We start from the raw sequence: 15,062 nt of genomic DNA, 5'->3' as shown, positions 1-15,062 counted from the left end.
CCCCCATGGCCGGGCCCATCTCCGGGGCGGGTACCGCCGAGAAGAAAGAGTACGCCCCCGCACGCCGGCGGAGGCGCCGGGACACCCGCCACCGCCACGGTTCTGGGCGAATTGCCAGCTTGGGCGTGTAGCGTAGCGGAAACCTGTCCCCTCCCGAAGGTCATTTTGTCGTGTTCGGTTCCAGAAAATCCCCCGGCCCGGAACAGGAAGCCGCCAGCCCCGCCGCCTACCCAGGCCAGGGCGAGCTGTACGCCGCAAGTTCCCGCCGCCGTCGGCCCTTCCGCCGTGCCCCGCGCTGGGTCAAGGCCGTCACCGCACTGGTGTCGGTGCTGCTCCTGGGCGTCCTGGCGTTCGGCGGCTACTGGGCCTGGCGCCTGCAGTCCAACATCAGCACCTCGGAGCTGACCGCCGGCGGCCAGCGCACCGAGGGCGCCGTGAATGACAGCACCGACAGGCTGCAGATCCTGGTGCTGGGCTCGGACACGCGGGAAGGCAACAACAGCCAGTTCGGCACGGCGGACCAGTCCTCCGGCTATGGGCAGTCGGACGTGATGATGCTGCTGGACATCTCGGCAGACAACAAGCACGTCAACGTCATCAGCTTCCCCCGTGACCTGCTGGTGGATGTGCCGGCGTGCACGGATTCCAAGACCAACCAGAAGTATCCCGAGCAGAAGAGCGCCATGATTAACAGCGCCATGGCCCAGGCCGGCATCGGCTGCGCCGTGGACACGGTGAACAAGCTCACGGGCCTGGAAGTGGACCACTTCATGATGGCTGACTTCAACGCGGTGAAGGAGCTCTCCAACGCAGTGGGCGGCGTGGAGGTCTGCGTCACCGCTGCCGTCAACGATCCCGATTCCCACCTGACGCTGCCCGCCGGCAAGTCCCAGGTGCAGGGCGACCAGGCGCTGGCGTTCCTGCGCACCCGGCATGCCTTCGCAAACGGCGGGGACCTGGGCCGCATCCAGGCCCAGCAGGGCTTCCTGGCGTCACTCAGCCGGAAGCTGAAGTCCGAGGGCACGCTGGGCAACCCGCAGAAGACGCTGACCATCGCCGATACCATCACCAAGAACCTGACGGTTGATTCCGGTCTGTCCTCCATCCCGTCGCTGCTCACCATCGCCAACCGGCTGAAGAACATCGATCCCGCCAACATCAACTTCATCACCACCCCCACGGTGCCGTCCCCGCAGGACCCCAACCGGCTGACTCTTGATGAACCGGCGGCGTCCAACTTCTTCGCCGCCCTGCGCAACAGCCCGGACCTGAGCCAGCCCGCCCCCGCGGCGCCCACGGAAACGCCCGCAACGCCTGCGGCGCCGGCGTACGACAAGTCCCTGCAGCCGGTCTCCGTCGCCAACGGCACGGGGGTCACGGGCCGGAGCACCGCGATTGCCGGTCTGCTCTCGGATGCCGGTTTCACCAAGCTGACCAAGCTGCAGGCCCAGGCGCAGAGCCAGACCATGGTCTACTACTCCGCCGGGTTTGAGGACGTCGCCGCGGATGTGGCGGCGCTGTTCGGCCTGCCCGCCACCAGTGTCCAGCAGGTGGCGAACATCCAGGGCGTGCAGCTGTACGCCGGCACGGACTTTGCCACCGGCACCAAACCCGCCGCACCGCCGTCGTCCGCTGATTCCTCCGGAAGCGTGGTGGCGCAGACCGGCAGCGACCAGACCTGCCAGTCAGCCAACCCCACCGGCTACTAGTCCGTTCTGGCAAGCTGAATCCAATTTTGCCTGAATACATCTGCGGCTGTACTTTGGGAGCATGCAGACGCTGACCCATGCCCCCGTACTGGCCCGCTTCGGCTATGCGGTCTCGGACCCCACCCGCGCCCGGGTGCTGCTGGCACTTGCGGAGGCGCCGTCCTATCCGTCGGACCTGGCGGACACCCTCGGAGTGTCCCGCCAAAGCATGTCCAACCACCTGGCCTGCCTGCGCGGCTGCGGCCTGGTGGTTGCCGTGCCGGACGGCCGCCGCAGCCGGTATGAGCTGGCGGATGCGCGGATCGGGCACGCCGTCAAGGATCTGCTGAGCGTTGTCCTCGCGGTGGACCCTGCCTGCTGCGCCCCCGATGGGGAGTGCCTGGCATGACCGGAGCACTCAATGCACCCAGCTTGGACCGCCGCCGGGTACTGGGCCGGCGGATCAGGCTCTTCGCAGCAGCCACCATCACCTACAACGTCATCGAGGCCATCGTGGCGCTGTGGGCCGGAGGAACGGCTGATTCCTCCGCGCTGATCGGCTTCGGCCTGGATTCCGTGATCGAAGTGGCCTCCGCCCTGGCGCTGTCATGGCAGTTCTCCGCCAAGGACCCCGAGCGGCGCGAGCATCTGACGCTGCGGATCATCGCCGTCTCCTTCTTCGCGCTGGCCGCCTTCGTAGCCGTGGATTCCATCCGGTCCCTGGCCGGCGCCGGTGAGGCACAGCACTCGGTGCCGGGCATCATTATTGCGGCGCTGAGCCTGGTCATCATGCCGGCCCTGTCCTGGGCGCAGCGCCGAGCCGGGCGGGAACTAGGGTCCAGGACGGCCGTGGCGGACTCCAGGCAGACGCTGCTGTGCACGTACCTCTCCGCCGTGCTGTTGGTTGGCCTGGTCCTGAACAGCACCCTGGGCTGGTGGTGGGCCGACGCCGGTGCAGCACTGGTCATCGCCGCCATTGCCGTCCGTGAAGGCATCAACGCCTGGCGCGGGGACTCCTGCTGCGCTGTTCCGCCCCTGGGGGAAGCCGCCGAAGAACAGACGGACTGCTGCCCAGGCTGCTCCACGTCCAGTTCGGCGTCCGCTTCAGCCGGCACGCAGGCGCTGGGCCTGCCGACCGTCCGGAAGGACTGAATTTTGGGCAGCGGACAGAGGACGAGGGGCGCCTAGCCTGCTGAGGCCGCCACATGCGCCCTGGCAGGCTCGCCGGGGGAAGGCACGACGGCAGGCTCCAGCTTCCGGTTCGCCCAGAGCCGGAGCGGCCGCTCAACGAAACGGAAGGACGCGTACGCCAGCAGCACGGTGAAGGCCGCGGTCAGGGCGATGCGGAGCGGAAGCGCCGGAATGAGGGGCATCAGCAGCAGGTAGACCGGCAGGTGCCAGAGATACATGGCGTAGGACAGGTCACGGCCCGGGCGCGCCAGCCAGGGGTGGCTGAGGATGCGCGACAGGAAACCGGCAGGCTGCAGGACCAGCGATCCGATCAATACGGCCGAGATCAGCGCGAGCGCGGTGGGGCCCACGGTCCAGAACGTGTTGAACCAGGCGCCGGGGGTATCGGGCTCCTTGAGTAGGAACAGCGAGGCCACCAGAGCCAGGCCGGCAAGCGGGGCACCCCAGCGGGCCACCGATGCCATGGCATTGTGCAGCCGGGAACCCTGCCGCACCGCGGTGAACAGAAGGGCCAGCGCGCAGCCGATCAGCAGTTCGTCGGCCCGCGTGTCCGGGCCGTTGTAGATGCGGTCCAGCGGCTGCCCCGCATTGACCAGCAGGAACCGGTTCAGCAGGAAGGCTGCGGCCAGGGCCACGGTGGCGATGGCTGTGGTGCGGACCTTCCAGAACCGGAGCATCACCAGCAAGAGCAGCGGCCACACCAGGTAGAACTGCTCCTCCACGGCCAGCGTCCACGTGGGGCCCAGGGTTTCGCCGGCAATGGAATCACCGAACATGCCAAAGTGCGCCAGGTTCATCACGTAGCCGGCAGCGGGAAGGACAAACTCCGCCTGCCCGCCCCAGCCTGAGTCGGGAAACATGGCGCCTGCCGCCACGATCACGGCGCAGAGGGCCAGCAGTGCCGGCCAGAGGCGGGCCAGGCGCTTGGCGTAGAAGATGCCCAGGTGCAGCCTGCCGGTGGCGATCCGTTCCTTCATGATCAGCAGCGTGATCACAAAGCCGCTGAGCGCGAAGAACACGTCCACCCCGATGGAGCCGCCCGGCATGGACTCGGTTGCCGTGTGGAAGAAAAACACGCCGGCGACGGCGACGATCCGGAGCCCGTCCAGGGCATGCTTGCGCCCGGCGAGGAGCCCTGTTCCGGGCGCCGCCGGGCGTGCTGTTGCTGACAAATTTCCGCTGCTTGACCTCAAAACCACTCAGCAAGCATATATAACGTTTCCATAACTGCGCTGGATGGCAGCTGGGCTGCGGCTGGCAAGAGAGGGGCCGGAGCGCCCTTGTGAAGGCTGGCCGCCGCTTCTACATTGAAGGCATGGTTGACCAGGACATGGCAGAAGACCTCGAAGAGCTTGTGGATCTCATCGCCGGGATGGAGGACATCAAATCCGTCCTCGACGACCTGACCGGATACGCGGCAGCCACCATGACCAGCACCACGGGAAAGCCTATTGAGTGTGCAGCAACACTGCACCGCCGCAAGCGCACAGCCACTATCGGTGGCAGCAGCGGGCGCGCCGTGGTGCTGGACCGCATTGAACAATCACTGGGAGACGGGCCCTGCATCGAGGCCCTCGAAACCGGGGTTCCCGTCCTGCTGGATGACGTGTCCTCGGACCCGCGATGGCCGGAGTACCGCACGGCACTTTCCGCCGCGGACGTCGCCAGCTCGCTGGGCGTACCTGTGAAACTGGATAACGACGCCGGCGCGGTCCTCGATTTCTTTGCTCCCGTCAGCGGACTCTTCAGTGAGCGGGTGGTCGCCGACGCGGCAAGGTTCGGCGACATGGCGGGAAAGGCGCTCCGGCTTGCCGTGCGGATCGCGTCAGCGGAGCAGCGCGCTGAAAACCTGAAAGCCGCCATGGACACCAGAACCGTCATTGACTTGGCCTGCGGGATCATCATGGCGCAAAACAAGTGCAACAAGGACGACGCGTTCGAGCTTCTCCGCAGCGCGTCCAACAGCAGGAACCAAAAACTGAATGAGCTTGCCGAGGGGCTGGTGAACCGCTTTTCCGGCCCGAAGGATGCGAAGGCGCACTTCGACGACTGATGAGTCCGTGGCCCGGGGCCAGCGACGCTGCTGGTCCCCGGAGTGTAAGACGGGATGTGGCCCACCCCCGAAAATTGGATACCCTGGGCCACATCCGCGTCAGCTTCACGGACGGTCGCATGCTTGGGAGCGGTTGGCCAATCGCCCGGCCGAAAGGGCGGGGTGGCACTGGAAAAGGGTTCCTCAAGCGGCAACAGATGGGCCGCCTGCCTGACCCGGGGATCAGCCTAACAAACGCGTGCCGCCTGGCAATAGGGGGCGTTCCCGCAGTTTTTGGTCAATTTCCCGCGATTAATGCATCTGTGGCGCCCGGACGGCTCATGAACTCTTCACCGGACCGGCTTGCCGAACCACGTGCCGAGGGCCTCGGTGAGCCCGTCCGCTGAGCCTTCGCCCACCCAGGCTACGTAGCCGTCGGGCCGGACCAGGACTGCCGTTGGTGCGGCAACCGCGCCCAACACGGGAAGCTGCCATGCGTCGTCGTACGTTGCCCGGACGTGCTGCACGTACCCGGCCCACGCGCCAGGCTCCAGCCCCGGGCCACCGAATTCCAGCAGCGCCGGCCGTGCCCGGTGCAGTAACCCGTACACGCTGGTTGGCCCGGAGCCAGTGGCGATGTCCAGGTCCGGCATCCGGCGGCCCAGCAGCGGGTGGCCCGTGCCCACGTCGTAGGCGACGTCGAGCCCGGTGATCAGTGCCGCGATCGGTGCCCCTGCACCATCAACGCGGAGCACCTCGCCGAGTAGGTCGCGCAGGGCCTCCTGCCGCGGATCGGTCTTCTGGAAGAGGGACTGGGCCATGGTGTACTTGAGCGCCCGTTCCCCGGCCGGGTGGCGCTCCGCGTGGTAGGTGTCCAGCAGTTCGGCGCCGGAGATACCCTGCAGCACCTGCCCCAGCTTCCAGCCCAGGTTGACGGCGTCCTGCAGCCCCAGGCCGATGCCGAGTCCGCCCGTGGGTGAATGGACATGGGCCGCATCACCGGCCAGCAGCACCCGGCCCTTGCGGTAGGACTCCGCCTGCCGGGTGGCGTCCGTGAAGCGCGACAGCCATGTGGGGCTGTGGACCCCGAAGTCGGTGCCGAACGCGTCGGTCAGAGCCTGGCGCAGCTCCGCCAGGGTGGGCTCGGTGGCCGGGCCAAGGGAGGCTTCGGTCACCACCACCCGGACCAGGCCCCCACCCATCGGGTACAGCCCATGGATGCCGCGCCCGTCCACCTTCCCCTGCTGGACGGGCTCCCCCGCCACCTTCACCTCCGCGATCAAGCTGCTCCGCGTCGCGTCCGGACCCACCATCGGAATACCCGCCGCCCGCCGCACCATGCTGCGCCCACCGTCGGCACCCACCACATAGCGGGCACGCACAGGTCCGCCGGCGCCAAGCTGGACCTCGACGCCGTCGTCGTCCGCTGAAACTCCGGTGACCTCAACGCCGCGCCGGATCTCCACGCCCAACTCCCCCACCCACTCCAGCAGGAGCCGCTCGATGTGGTTCTGGAACAGCGCCAGCGTGTACGGGTGGCGCGTGGGCATTCCGCCCAGGTCCAGCTGTGTGCTGCCGAAGGAGGCCGTCTGGACAGGCTTGCCCGCGGCGAGGAACCGGTCCGCGATGCCGCGCTGATCCAGCAGTTCGATGGTGCGCGAATGAATTCCGCCCCCGCGCGAGCCGGCCAGCTCCTGGCACGGGCGCCGGTCCAGGACAACTGCGTCCACTCCCGCCAACCGCAGCTCCCCCGCCAGCATCAAGCCCGTGGGCCCGCACCCGACAATCACCACATCGTGCATCTCGTCCCCGCCATCCCCTCGTGTGCCCGACCGCCAGTATGCTGCAGCACCGGGGTCTTGCGGCAAGGCCCCGGTGGCGAGGTACCTTGAAATGGAAGCGGCTGCAGGGCGTGCGGCAGGGGTCAGCCGGCAGGAAGTACCCGGAGGCGTCGGCGGTTACTGCTACTGGATCAGGTAATGGCGCTCGTCGACATCGGCAGCAGCCTTGGGAAAGACTGCCCGGTATAAGGCCTTGACGCCGATCGCCGGAAGCAGCACTGCAGCGGCAGTGATGGACAGGGAAGTCCAGCCCAGGTTTTCGAGCGGACCAAGCTTGGGAGCCTGCAAGGCTGTAGTTGTCAAGGTTCTTTCCCTTTATGAGACCGAGGGAGGCATGTTCCTGAAAGGACGCCGGGCAGGCCCTCCCAGATGTCGGCCCGAGCAACAGGAATTACCCCATAAGGTTACGGCATGGGCGTCCGCGGCCTGTCACAGAGCTGAACGCGCAAATCCCCTAATTTCCCCACCATCGGGATTTTTAGGGTCATCCTTGTGGCGGCAGGACCATTCCACGGGGCAATATCGACATTGTCGGAAAGTGCGGTCCTGAGCCTGATCGATCCGGTACTAGTTGTCGTCATGTGTACGGCCCTTGAGCGGCTGCTGGGGTCTGCGCCCGGGCTTTCTCATCAAGGCTCCTGCCTGGGCCACCCGGAGGATGGATCATTTTGGACCGAAAACGGCAGCGGAAATACCTCCGCGATATTCCGTCCGTGCGTGACCTTCACGGCTGGCCTACTGCACTTCGGGGGCGGTTGGTCGCCGGTTTGCTCGCGGCGTGCCTTCTCCTGTCAGGGTGTATTGCGTCGCCGCCACCGGCGCCTCCCTCATCATCCGCTGCGGCCCCGGGCAGACAGTCGAAACAGATCCACGGCGGCTTTCTTTTCGGTGTGGGATCACAGGCCTATGGCGCCCTCGATAAACCGATCGTCAAGGAAGTGCCTGTCGACATGATTACCAGTTGGTATAACTACCGGTCAGACATGGCGTTTTTCGACAAATTCCGCACGTCCGTCACACCACAGATCTATGCGGCCGGGAAAGCGATGCACCTGGTCATCTGGGATGGCTACACAACCGACACTTCGGGTCCGAAGGGGTGGCCGGATGCGGGTATTGTGCAGACAAAGTACGGGGCGGTCTGCGGGGCCAGCTACCCCTTATCCCGTGAGTTCCAGACCGACATGGTGCGGTTGGCAAAGAACACTGGGGGCGCAGCAAACGGGCCGCCGCTGTACGTTTCCATGTTCACTGAGTTTCAGACCTACCCCTGCCGGGAGGACGGGAATTACTGGGACACGGGCCAGAACTATTACAGAGCCCTTAAGGATGCCTATCGCGAGGCCAAAGACACCTTCCATAAGTTCGCGCCGAATTCGAAGGTCGCCCTGACGTGGGGCGGCTGGGCTGCAACCTTCGATGACCCTTCCCGAGGAGGCGGCAGGTCCATGCTTCCGTTTTTCAAGGACGTCATGGACGAATCCGACTTCCAGTCGTTCCAGGCAATGGGCAATAGCGGGAACGTGGAGCAGTCCACCTGGATGGTGAAAGCCCTGCACGGCTACGGAAACGGCTTTTCCCTTTTGGCACACTACAAACCCGACAACAACTCCCTGGCCGTTTACGACGCCGACATGGCCGGGTTCTTCAATGACGCCAAAATGGCAGAGCTGAAGGTGAACGGGCTGTTTGGGTTCAGCTTCATGGAGCAGGACATGCTCATGTCAAGCGATGCCCGCTATCAGCAGGCGAAGGCAGCCATCAGCAAGTACCAGGTGCCCGCACCGCCGTGGCCCCTGACATGATGGAAACCGACCTCCGGCGACGGAGAACAACCACGGCAAGGCGCATCGAAAGTCCACATAGTTGTCGATTTGTATAGCCGGTGTGCGTCGTATGGGTAGGGCCCTATGGAGGGGGCCTGACAACGAAGGGAGCATGACATGTCCAAGTACCTGATCCTGATTTACCAGGACGAGGCCCTGGCCAGGCAGGCCGAAGGGGAGTCCATCAGCGCCAGTTACCAAGAGTTCCAGCAGCGGCGCGGCTCATCCCTGCTCGCTGGAGCCGCCCTGCATCCGTCCTCCACAGCGACCTCGATCCGACGCGATGGGTCCGGTGGATTTGCGGTCACGGACGGCCCGTTCATTGAGTCAAAGGAAACCTTGGGCGGTTACTACATGATCGAGGCCGGGGACCTCGATGAGGCCTTGGAGATCGCCAAGGATGTTCCAGCCGGCGCCGGAGTAGAAGTGTGGCCGGTGCGGGTGGCCAGCTGATGCCGGGGGCCGCCAACGCGGAGGTCGCCGGGGCGGTGGCGGATGCCCACCGCCGCGAGTGGGCGTTCGTCTTGGCGGCCACGGTCCGGGTGGCCGGCGACATCGACACCGCCGAGGAGGCCGTCCAGGAGGCGTATGCCAGTGCATTGGTCAGCTGGGGTAACAAGGGGATTCCCCGGAAGCCGGGGGCGTGGCTGACGGTGGCGGCACGGCGTCGGGCGCTGGATATGCGCCGCCGCGCGGCAACTGCGCAACGGGCGCTGCCCAAGTTGCTGAGCCCGGAGGATAACGACGGCGGTCTCCCGGGCTTGGAAGCGTCCGACATCGCGGATGACCGCCTCCGACTGATCTTCACCTGCTGCCATCCTGCACTGGCGTTCGAGGCGCAGGTGGCCCTGACGCTGAGGCTCCTGTGCGGGCTCTCCACCGCCGAGGTGGCGCGGGCGTTCCTGGTCCCGGAGGCCACGATGGCGGCACGGATCACCAGGGCGAAAAAGAAGATCGCAGCCGCGCACATCCCCTACCGTGTGCCGGGGGCGTCGGAGCTGAACGAGAGAGTTGATGGGGTGCTGGCGGTGGTGTACCTGGTGTACACCACGGGGCACACTGCTCCCTCGGGCGCCGACTTGATGCGCCGGGATCTCGCCGAACGGGGGTTGGAGTTGGCCGTAATGCTGCGCGTGCTGCTTCCCGACAATGCCGACGTCGCCGGGCTGTTGGCCCTGCTCCTGCTCACCGAGGCACGTACCAGCGCCCGGGTCGACGGACAGGAAATTGTCTTGCTCGAAAACCAGGACCGGTCAAAGTGGGACCGGGAAGCAATCGAGAAGGGTTTGTCGCTGCTGGGGGTGTCATTGGCTGCGCGACCACCCGGCCGTTTCGCCCTCATGGCAGCCATCGCAGCCGTGCATGACGAGAGTAGGTCCTGGGCGGACACCGACTGGCACGAGATCCTGGGCCTCTATGACCTGCTTGTGAAAAGGTGGCCCTCTCCTGTGGTGCAGCTCAACCGGGCCATCGCCCTTGGTTTTGCTGCAGGTCCGGCTGCCGGCCTGGCGGAACTGGATGCGCTGGGAGCCGAACCACAGTTGGCGCGCTACCCCTACCTTGCCGCCGCCGGGGGCGACTTCCTGTGGAGGCTTGGCCGCGTGAAGGAGGCCCGGATGGCGTTTGAAGAGGCACTGATCCTCACCGAAAACGAAGCGGAACGGCGGTTCCTGCAGACGCGGATAAAAAGATGGATGTATTAGCCTCACCTGTAATGCGCATCCTCAACATGGACCTGGCTGCTGACGTCCCCCTCTACCGGCCAATCCCGGGGGCCACACCGTGGCGGCGATCGCCCACGGTGCCCACCAGCACGGAGAGCGGCCCCAGCAGAACGAGATCCAGCAACACCAGGTCCAAAATCACGAAAACAATGATGGTGTGCCCTCCTGCTCTGTGGCGCCATACGGATCGGGCAGTGGCGGGCAGTCTTTGAGCACCTCATGGGCGGGGATCCGCGGGCCACACCCTCGGCCAGAATGCGGTATGGCGGCTTCTTTCTGGCCCATCATGGACTCAGGGGGGGCGAAACTTGCCGGCGGCTGGTTCCAGGGCCTGCACCTTGACTTCCAGGGCCTGCACCGTGACGACGACCGGTTCTGGCGCGCGCCGGCCTGGTCTCTATGCACCGCGGCGACCGGGCACTGCCGGCTCCGCTCAGGTTCGGCATTGGATGGACCCTGAACTTCGGGACCGGCGGCTGGCAGGCTCAGTCCGTCCAGCGGGATTTGTCGGGGTGGGGGCCACGAAGCGGGACGGCCACCTTGAAAGGTATCCGGCATCGTGCAGGTAGTCGGCGAACTTCCTGTGGTTATCTGGCTCGGAGGAGATCGTCGTACAGATCTGAGAAGATCTGGTAGAGGTCGTTGTTATCGATGTCATTGACAGGCATCTCAGTCAAATAGGTGAGGTTGCCTGATCTTACGGCCCAGGCCAGTCCAGTCATCGTTGGTTCGCCCTCGACCTCACAAGCATGGGGGCTTTCAGGGTCACCGCACACGATGGTCGCAAGGGTCAAGGCCTTTCCAGGCTCCACAATGCGGGGGCTATAGACGGCGTCAGAGTCAAGCGTGCTACGGCCAAGGGAACGGCCCTTGTACGACACGTATTTTGCTTGGTCGTCGCTCACCTTCAGAGGGGCGGTGGGATCCCAGCCGTACCGGGACACGAACAGCGCGATCGAGTCCGGCGCGTATCCGACGAGGTCATCGATGTTCTTCTCCACCCAGAGCACGGGCACGCTGCCCTTCAGGACGTCGGCGAGGAAGGCCTTTGGGGGCGTGGCCGCGGAGTCCTTCCCGACGTATACGACGGCGTCGAAGTCCTTCATCATGTCGGCGGTGTAGTCGCCCACGACGGCGACCTTGCCCGCGCCGAAGTGCTTGGCTACATTCCCAGCGGCAATGCTGTACACCTCGCCGTCCTTCGAGGCGGTACCGGGGCCGTCGTAGAGCACGAGCGTGCGCTTCCCGTCCGGTCGGCCGAGGCGCGACGCGTCAGCATCGGAATTCGTTACCGTGGTGTAACGCTGGGCAAGTGGGGAGTTCTCTCCTTCATCGAGGCTGTCGTCGGTGAGGCCGAAGACAGCGCCCGCGGCGACCAGGGGCAGGGACACCAGGGCGACTAACCACGCCATGCGCCCTCTTCTGGACAACTGGTATTGCTTCTCCATGGATTCTCCTCGACGTTTGGGTGACGGCTTCGTTGGCCGGAGGGAATTCCGCGTGCGGTGACTTTCAGGCGACTGGGACGACTGCTGCCCAGTCCTGGAACTCCTGCACGGTGTCGTCGTGTCCATAGTGGCGCGCCAGGGCTCCGACGGTCCGCTCGGCGGCGTGACCGTCGCCGTAAGGATTGACCGCTCTCGCCATGCGTCGGTAAATCCGTTCGTCCTTGATGAGGATGGACACCGCGTCCACGATCCTCTTCTCGTCCGTGCCGACCAGTTGCACGGCGCCCACGGCCACGGCCTCCGGCCGTTCGGTCGTCTCCCGCATGACCAACACCGGCTTGCCCAGCGAGGGCCCCTCCTCCTGCACTCCGCCGCTGTCGGTGAGAATGATGGAGGAGCGCTCCAGCAGTGCGCAAAACTGTGCATAGGGCAGGGGTTCCGTAACCAGGACGTTTGCGCAATGCTGCACTGAAGGCAGGATTGCCTCGCGCACCAGGGGATTGCGGTGCGCCGGGAAGACGAAGTCGTGACCGGGCTGGGCTTCAGCCAGCCGGGCGACCGCCCGGCCAACCTGACGCAGCGGTTCTCCCCACGATTCACGGCGGTGTGCCGTCACAAGCACCACCGGACGCCCCATGGCCAGCCGCGCGCGCAGTGCGGGGTCCTCGATCCTCGGCCGGGAGGCGACAGTGATAAACAGGGCGTCGATGACCGAGTTGCCCGTCACCACGATCGAGTCGGAAGGTAGGTTCTCGTGCAGCAGATTGTTTCGCGCGGCCCATGTCGGGGCCAGATGGAGGGACGCCATCTGGCCGGTGAGGCGACGGTTGATCTCCTCTGGGTAGGGCGAGTATTTGTTGCCCGTTCGCAGTCCCGCTTCCGTGTGCACCACCGTAACGCCGGCGTAGAAGGCCGCCAGGGACGCGGCGAAGGTGGTCGTCGTGTCGCCCTGCACCAGAACCGCATCCGGTCGGTCGTCGTCGAATACCTGAGCCAACCCGTGCAGCGTCCGCGTCGTGATCTCGGTCAGCGTCTGACCGGCGGCATGGATGTTCAGGTCGCGGTCCGGGATGATTCCGAAGGAGCCATTGACCTGATCCAGCATCTCACGGTGCTGGCCCGTGACGACCACGCGGACTTCGAAGCGCGGATCGCCGCGCAGTGCGATCACGAGCGGTGCCATTTTGATGGCCTCTGGTCGTGTGCCGTAGATCGCCATGATGGAGATGGGCGTCCTGGGAAATGAGTGAGACATGGGATTGCTCCTGATGCTATGGGTGTCCGGTTAAGGCCGAAGCCTGGTCAGTCGGAGGCGGCGTGAAGGATATCCAGGTGGGTGAAGCGGACTCTCGCGTCCTCGGTGTACAGGCCGATGGTTCCGCCGCGGTACGGTCTTTCGTCGTCGGTGATGGTTGCGAGCTCACGTCCGTCGACGCTCACCGTCATGCGGGGCCAGTCCTGCTTCACGCGCACCCGGTAGTCCTGGCCGATAGGGAATTGCGGTTCCACACCAGAGGCGATGAACCGCTGATTGCCGCGATAGGCGGGGTCCTGTTTGGAGATCTCCCACCCGTTGGGCCTTAGTGCCACAGCGTAGAAGTGCTCGTCGTCGCGAAGATTCCACAGTACCCAGCCCACTTCCCAGCCGTTCGGCGGACCGTCCCGCACCTGGGCCTCGGTGTGCACCGTCACCGCGAAGTCAGGATCAGTGTAAGAGCGTGTAGTGTGCACGAGCGCGGCGTGGGTGATGTCCGCAGAGACGGCCGGCTTGGGCTCGAGCACCACTTCCTCGTCGTTTCCCGAGGCGTCGCCGTACCCGGTGTACATCACGGTCCACCGTCCATGGACCTCACCATCCGACCACGGGCCTGTGTGGCGCTGGCTCAGGACGACTGTGAGAGCGATGGAACCTACGAGGAGGATGGCTGACCCCAGGAATAGTGCTTTCTTCATGCCGGTGCCGCCAGCGGTTGGTCCATCTCCTGGGGGCTAGAGTCCTGGTCGTCTGTGGTCCGGTCAGTCTTTGCCCAGGAGTTGTGGCCCGCAAGCGAGCGGAAAGCACCTTTCCAGCCGGCGACGTACCAGAGAACGGCGTAGCCGACGTAGACGTGCAGGACTACGACGGCGGCCAATGGACCGAAGCCATGATCGCGTTCGTGACGCCAGTAGACGGCTCCGAACATCAGGGCGGGTCCGAAGGCCCCGGCGTAAGCCGAGACCCACCACCACGAGAAGTCCAGGGACCCGGTGAAGACGCCGATACCGATACTGACGATCCACAGCACGAAGGCGGCGCTGAGGAAGGAGGCGAGCAGGAGGAGGCAAGGGCTGGTCAGGTGATAGAGCAGGTCGATACGGCGCGCGCCCGTCAAATCCCGCAGCACCCAAGGGACCAGCGTCCAGGACTGCAGGTGCCCCTGGAACCACCTGGTCCGTTGTTTCACCCAGCGCCGGACGTCCACGAGACCCTGCTGGTGCACAGCCGAGGTGGAGCAGAATTCCATATTCCACCCGCGGATCAGCAGCCGCACGCCGAGGTCGAGGTCCTCGGAGAGGCTCCTGGACCAGGGCTCGTTGCCTAGGCTGTTGAGGGCTGAGAGCCGCACGAACTGCCCGTTGCCACCCAGCCCCACGCTCCCCAGGTGCCGGCGACCGCGTTGGAAGACTTCGGTGTAAAGCACGAACTCGATGTCCTGCATTCGTGCCAGCAGGTTCTGGTGGCGGTTATTAATCCGGACTCCGATCTGTACGGCGCCCAGCCGAGGATCCGCGAAGAGCGGCATTACCTCGTCCAGGGCCTGCGGCTCCATCCTCCCGTCGGCGTCCACGACGCAGACGACGACGTGCGAGGGGTCGGTGCAGGCGCCAAGCGCACCGGAGCGGATGTGTCGAATCGCGGCGTTCAGCGCTTCACCCTTGCCCTGACGGGCGGTCGGCAGTCGTCGTTGCAGCAGACTGACCCGGGGATCGGGGTGCGCTCGCACAATGGCCGCTGTGCCGTCGTCCGAGCCGTCGTCGATCACCAAGATCTGCATCCGCGGGTACTCCATCTCCGCGAGCCGATCAAGGCTTGCCGCGATGACCCGTTCCTCGTTGAGGCAGGGCACCACGAAGATGACGGCTCTCTCGTCCGCGGTCGCGGGGAAAGTCATCGCTCGACCTCGCGCGTACGCCGGTTCGAAGCGGGACAACACGAGCATCAGCATGCCGTACAGAACCGCCAGGAGCACCAAGCCCACGGCCAGGATCAGGACGACGTCGATGCGCTGGCCATACAGAATCATCATGGTCTTCGTTCCCTACACCCGTTCT

The 15,062-nt window shown here is 65.4% G+C and carries 15 protein-coding genes; 8 read left to right on the top strand and 7 right to left on the bottom strand.

Annotation, left to right across the window (positions count from 1 at the left end; genetic code table 11):
* Positions 1-170: 170 nt before the first annotated feature.
* From ACWRN3_RS14535 to ACWRN3_RS14525, 3 genes are all read left to right on the top strand, one after another.
* Positions 171-1,709 carry an LCP family protein gene (locus ACWRN3_RS14535; protein WP_476741082.1) on the top strand — a complete coding sequence of 513 codons (1,539 nt, stop codon included), beginning with the start codon at positions 171-173 and terminating at the stop codon, positions 1,707-1,709.
* A 61-nt stretch (positions 1,710-1,770) separates the two neighbouring features.
* Positions 1,771-2,097, top strand: coding sequence for an ArsR/SmtB family transcription factor (locus tag ACWRN3_RS14530; RefSeq protein ID WP_476741081.1), 327 nt, complete (start codon positions 1,771-1,773; stop codon positions 2,095-2,097).
* Complete coding sequence (locus tag ACWRN3_RS14525; protein ID WP_476741080.1) at positions 2,094-2,840, top strand: cation efflux transmembrane domain-containing protein; 747 nt, start codon at positions 2,094-2,096, stop codon at positions 2,838-2,840. Before ACWRN3_RS14530 ends, ACWRN3_RS14525 begins: the two co-directional genes overlap by 4 nt.
* A gap of 32 nt (positions 2,841-2,872) precedes the next feature.
* On the opposite strand, the gene ACWRN3_RS14520 is transcribed toward ACWRN3_RS14525, so the two are convergent.
* Positions 2,873-4,051: an acyltransferase family protein gene (locus ACWRN3_RS14520; RefSeq protein ID WP_476741079.1), complete on the bottom strand. Its 1,179-nt coding sequence runs from the start codon at positions 4,049-4,051 to the stop codon at positions 2,873-2,875.
* A gap of 143 nt (positions 4,052-4,194) precedes the next feature.
* Here ACWRN3_RS14520 and ACWRN3_RS14515 point away from each other — a divergent pair, with 143 nt between their 5' ends.
* Entirely contained in the window at positions 4,195-4,932 is a 738-nt protein-coding gene (locus ACWRN3_RS14515) for an ANTAR domain-containing protein (RefSeq protein ID WP_476741078.1), read from the top strand.
* Between the two features lie 329 nt (positions 4,933-5,261).
* On the opposite strand, the gene ACWRN3_RS14510 is transcribed toward ACWRN3_RS14515, so the two are convergent.
* On the bottom strand, positions 5,262-6,713 hold the full coding sequence (locus ACWRN3_RS14510; RefSeq protein WP_476741077.1) for an FAD-dependent monooxygenase: 1,452 nt from the start codon (positions 6,711-6,713) through the stop codon (positions 5,262-5,264).
* 162 nt (positions 6,714-6,875) lie between these two features.
* Entirely contained in the window at positions 6,876-7,055 is a 180-nt protein-coding gene (locus tag ACWRN3_RS14505) for a hypothetical protein (RefSeq protein ID WP_476741076.1), read from the bottom strand.
* 587 nt (positions 7,056-7,642) lie between these two features.
* Between ACWRN3_RS14505 and ACWRN3_RS14500 the strand changes: the two genes are divergently transcribed.
* The 4 genes from ACWRN3_RS14500 to ACWRN3_RS14485 all read left to right on the top strand — a co-directional run bounded on the left by ACWRN3_RS14500 (position 7,643) and on the right by ACWRN3_RS14485 (position 10,762).
* Positions 7,643-8,557: a hypothetical protein gene (locus ACWRN3_RS14500; protein WP_476741075.1), complete on the top strand. Its 915-nt coding sequence runs from the start codon at positions 7,643-7,645 to the stop codon at positions 8,555-8,557.
* A 138-nt stretch (positions 8,558-8,695) separates the two neighbouring features.
* Positions 8,696-9,031 carry a YciI family protein gene (locus tag ACWRN3_RS14495; protein WP_476741074.1) on the top strand — a complete coding sequence of 112 codons (336 nt, stop codon included), beginning with the start codon at positions 8,696-8,698 and terminating at the stop codon, positions 9,029-9,031.
* A complete protein-coding gene (locus ACWRN3_RS14490; protein ID WP_476741073.1) occupies positions 9,007-10,281 on the top strand; it encodes an RNA polymerase sigma factor in 1,275 nt (424 codons plus the stop codon). The genes ACWRN3_RS14495 and ACWRN3_RS14490 overlap by 25 nt, the downstream gene beginning before the upstream one ends.
* A gap of 283 nt (positions 10,282-10,564) precedes the next feature.
* On the top strand, positions 10,565-10,762 hold the full coding sequence (locus ACWRN3_RS14485; RefSeq protein ID WP_476741072.1) for a hypothetical protein: 198 nt from the start codon (positions 10,565-10,567) through the stop codon (positions 10,760-10,762).
* A gap of 127 nt (positions 10,763-10,889) precedes the next feature.
* Here ACWRN3_RS14485 and ACWRN3_RS14480 read toward each other — a convergent pair whose 3' ends face one another.
* The 4 genes from ACWRN3_RS14480 to ACWRN3_RS14465 all read right to left on the bottom strand — a co-directional run bounded on the left by ACWRN3_RS14480 (position 10,890) and on the right by ACWRN3_RS14465 (position 15,037).
* Entirely contained in the window at positions 10,890-11,750 is an 861-nt protein-coding gene (locus ACWRN3_RS14480) for a hypothetical protein (protein WP_476741071.1), read from the bottom strand.
* Between the two features lie 64 nt (positions 11,751-11,814).
* The gene (gene wecB, locus ACWRN3_RS14475) at positions 11,815-12,969 is read right to left on the bottom strand and encodes a non-hydrolyzing UDP-N-acetylglucosamine 2-epimerase (protein ID WP_476741070.1); all 1,155 of its coding nucleotides are present in this window, start codon (positions 12,967-12,969) and stop codon (positions 11,815-11,817) included.
* An 83-nt stretch (positions 12,970-13,052) separates the two neighbouring features.
* Complete coding sequence (locus ACWRN3_RS14470) at positions 13,053-13,703, bottom strand: calcium-binding protein (RefSeq protein ID WP_476741069.1); 651 nt, start codon at positions 13,701-13,703, stop codon at positions 13,053-13,055.
* Positions 13,700-15,037, bottom strand: a complete 1,338-nt coding sequence (locus tag ACWRN3_RS14465; protein ID WP_476741068.1) for a glycosyltransferase family 2 protein — start codon at positions 15,035-15,037, stop codon at positions 13,700-13,702. The genes ACWRN3_RS14470 and ACWRN3_RS14465 overlap by 4 nt, the downstream gene beginning before the upstream one ends.
* Positions 15,038-15,062 lie beyond the last annotated feature (25 nt).

This window comes from Pseudarthrobacter sp. rb (genome assembly GCF_056389225.1).
The sequence above is the reverse complement of the archived record's forward strand: the minus strand, read 5'-3'. Positions and strand labels throughout refer to the sequence as shown.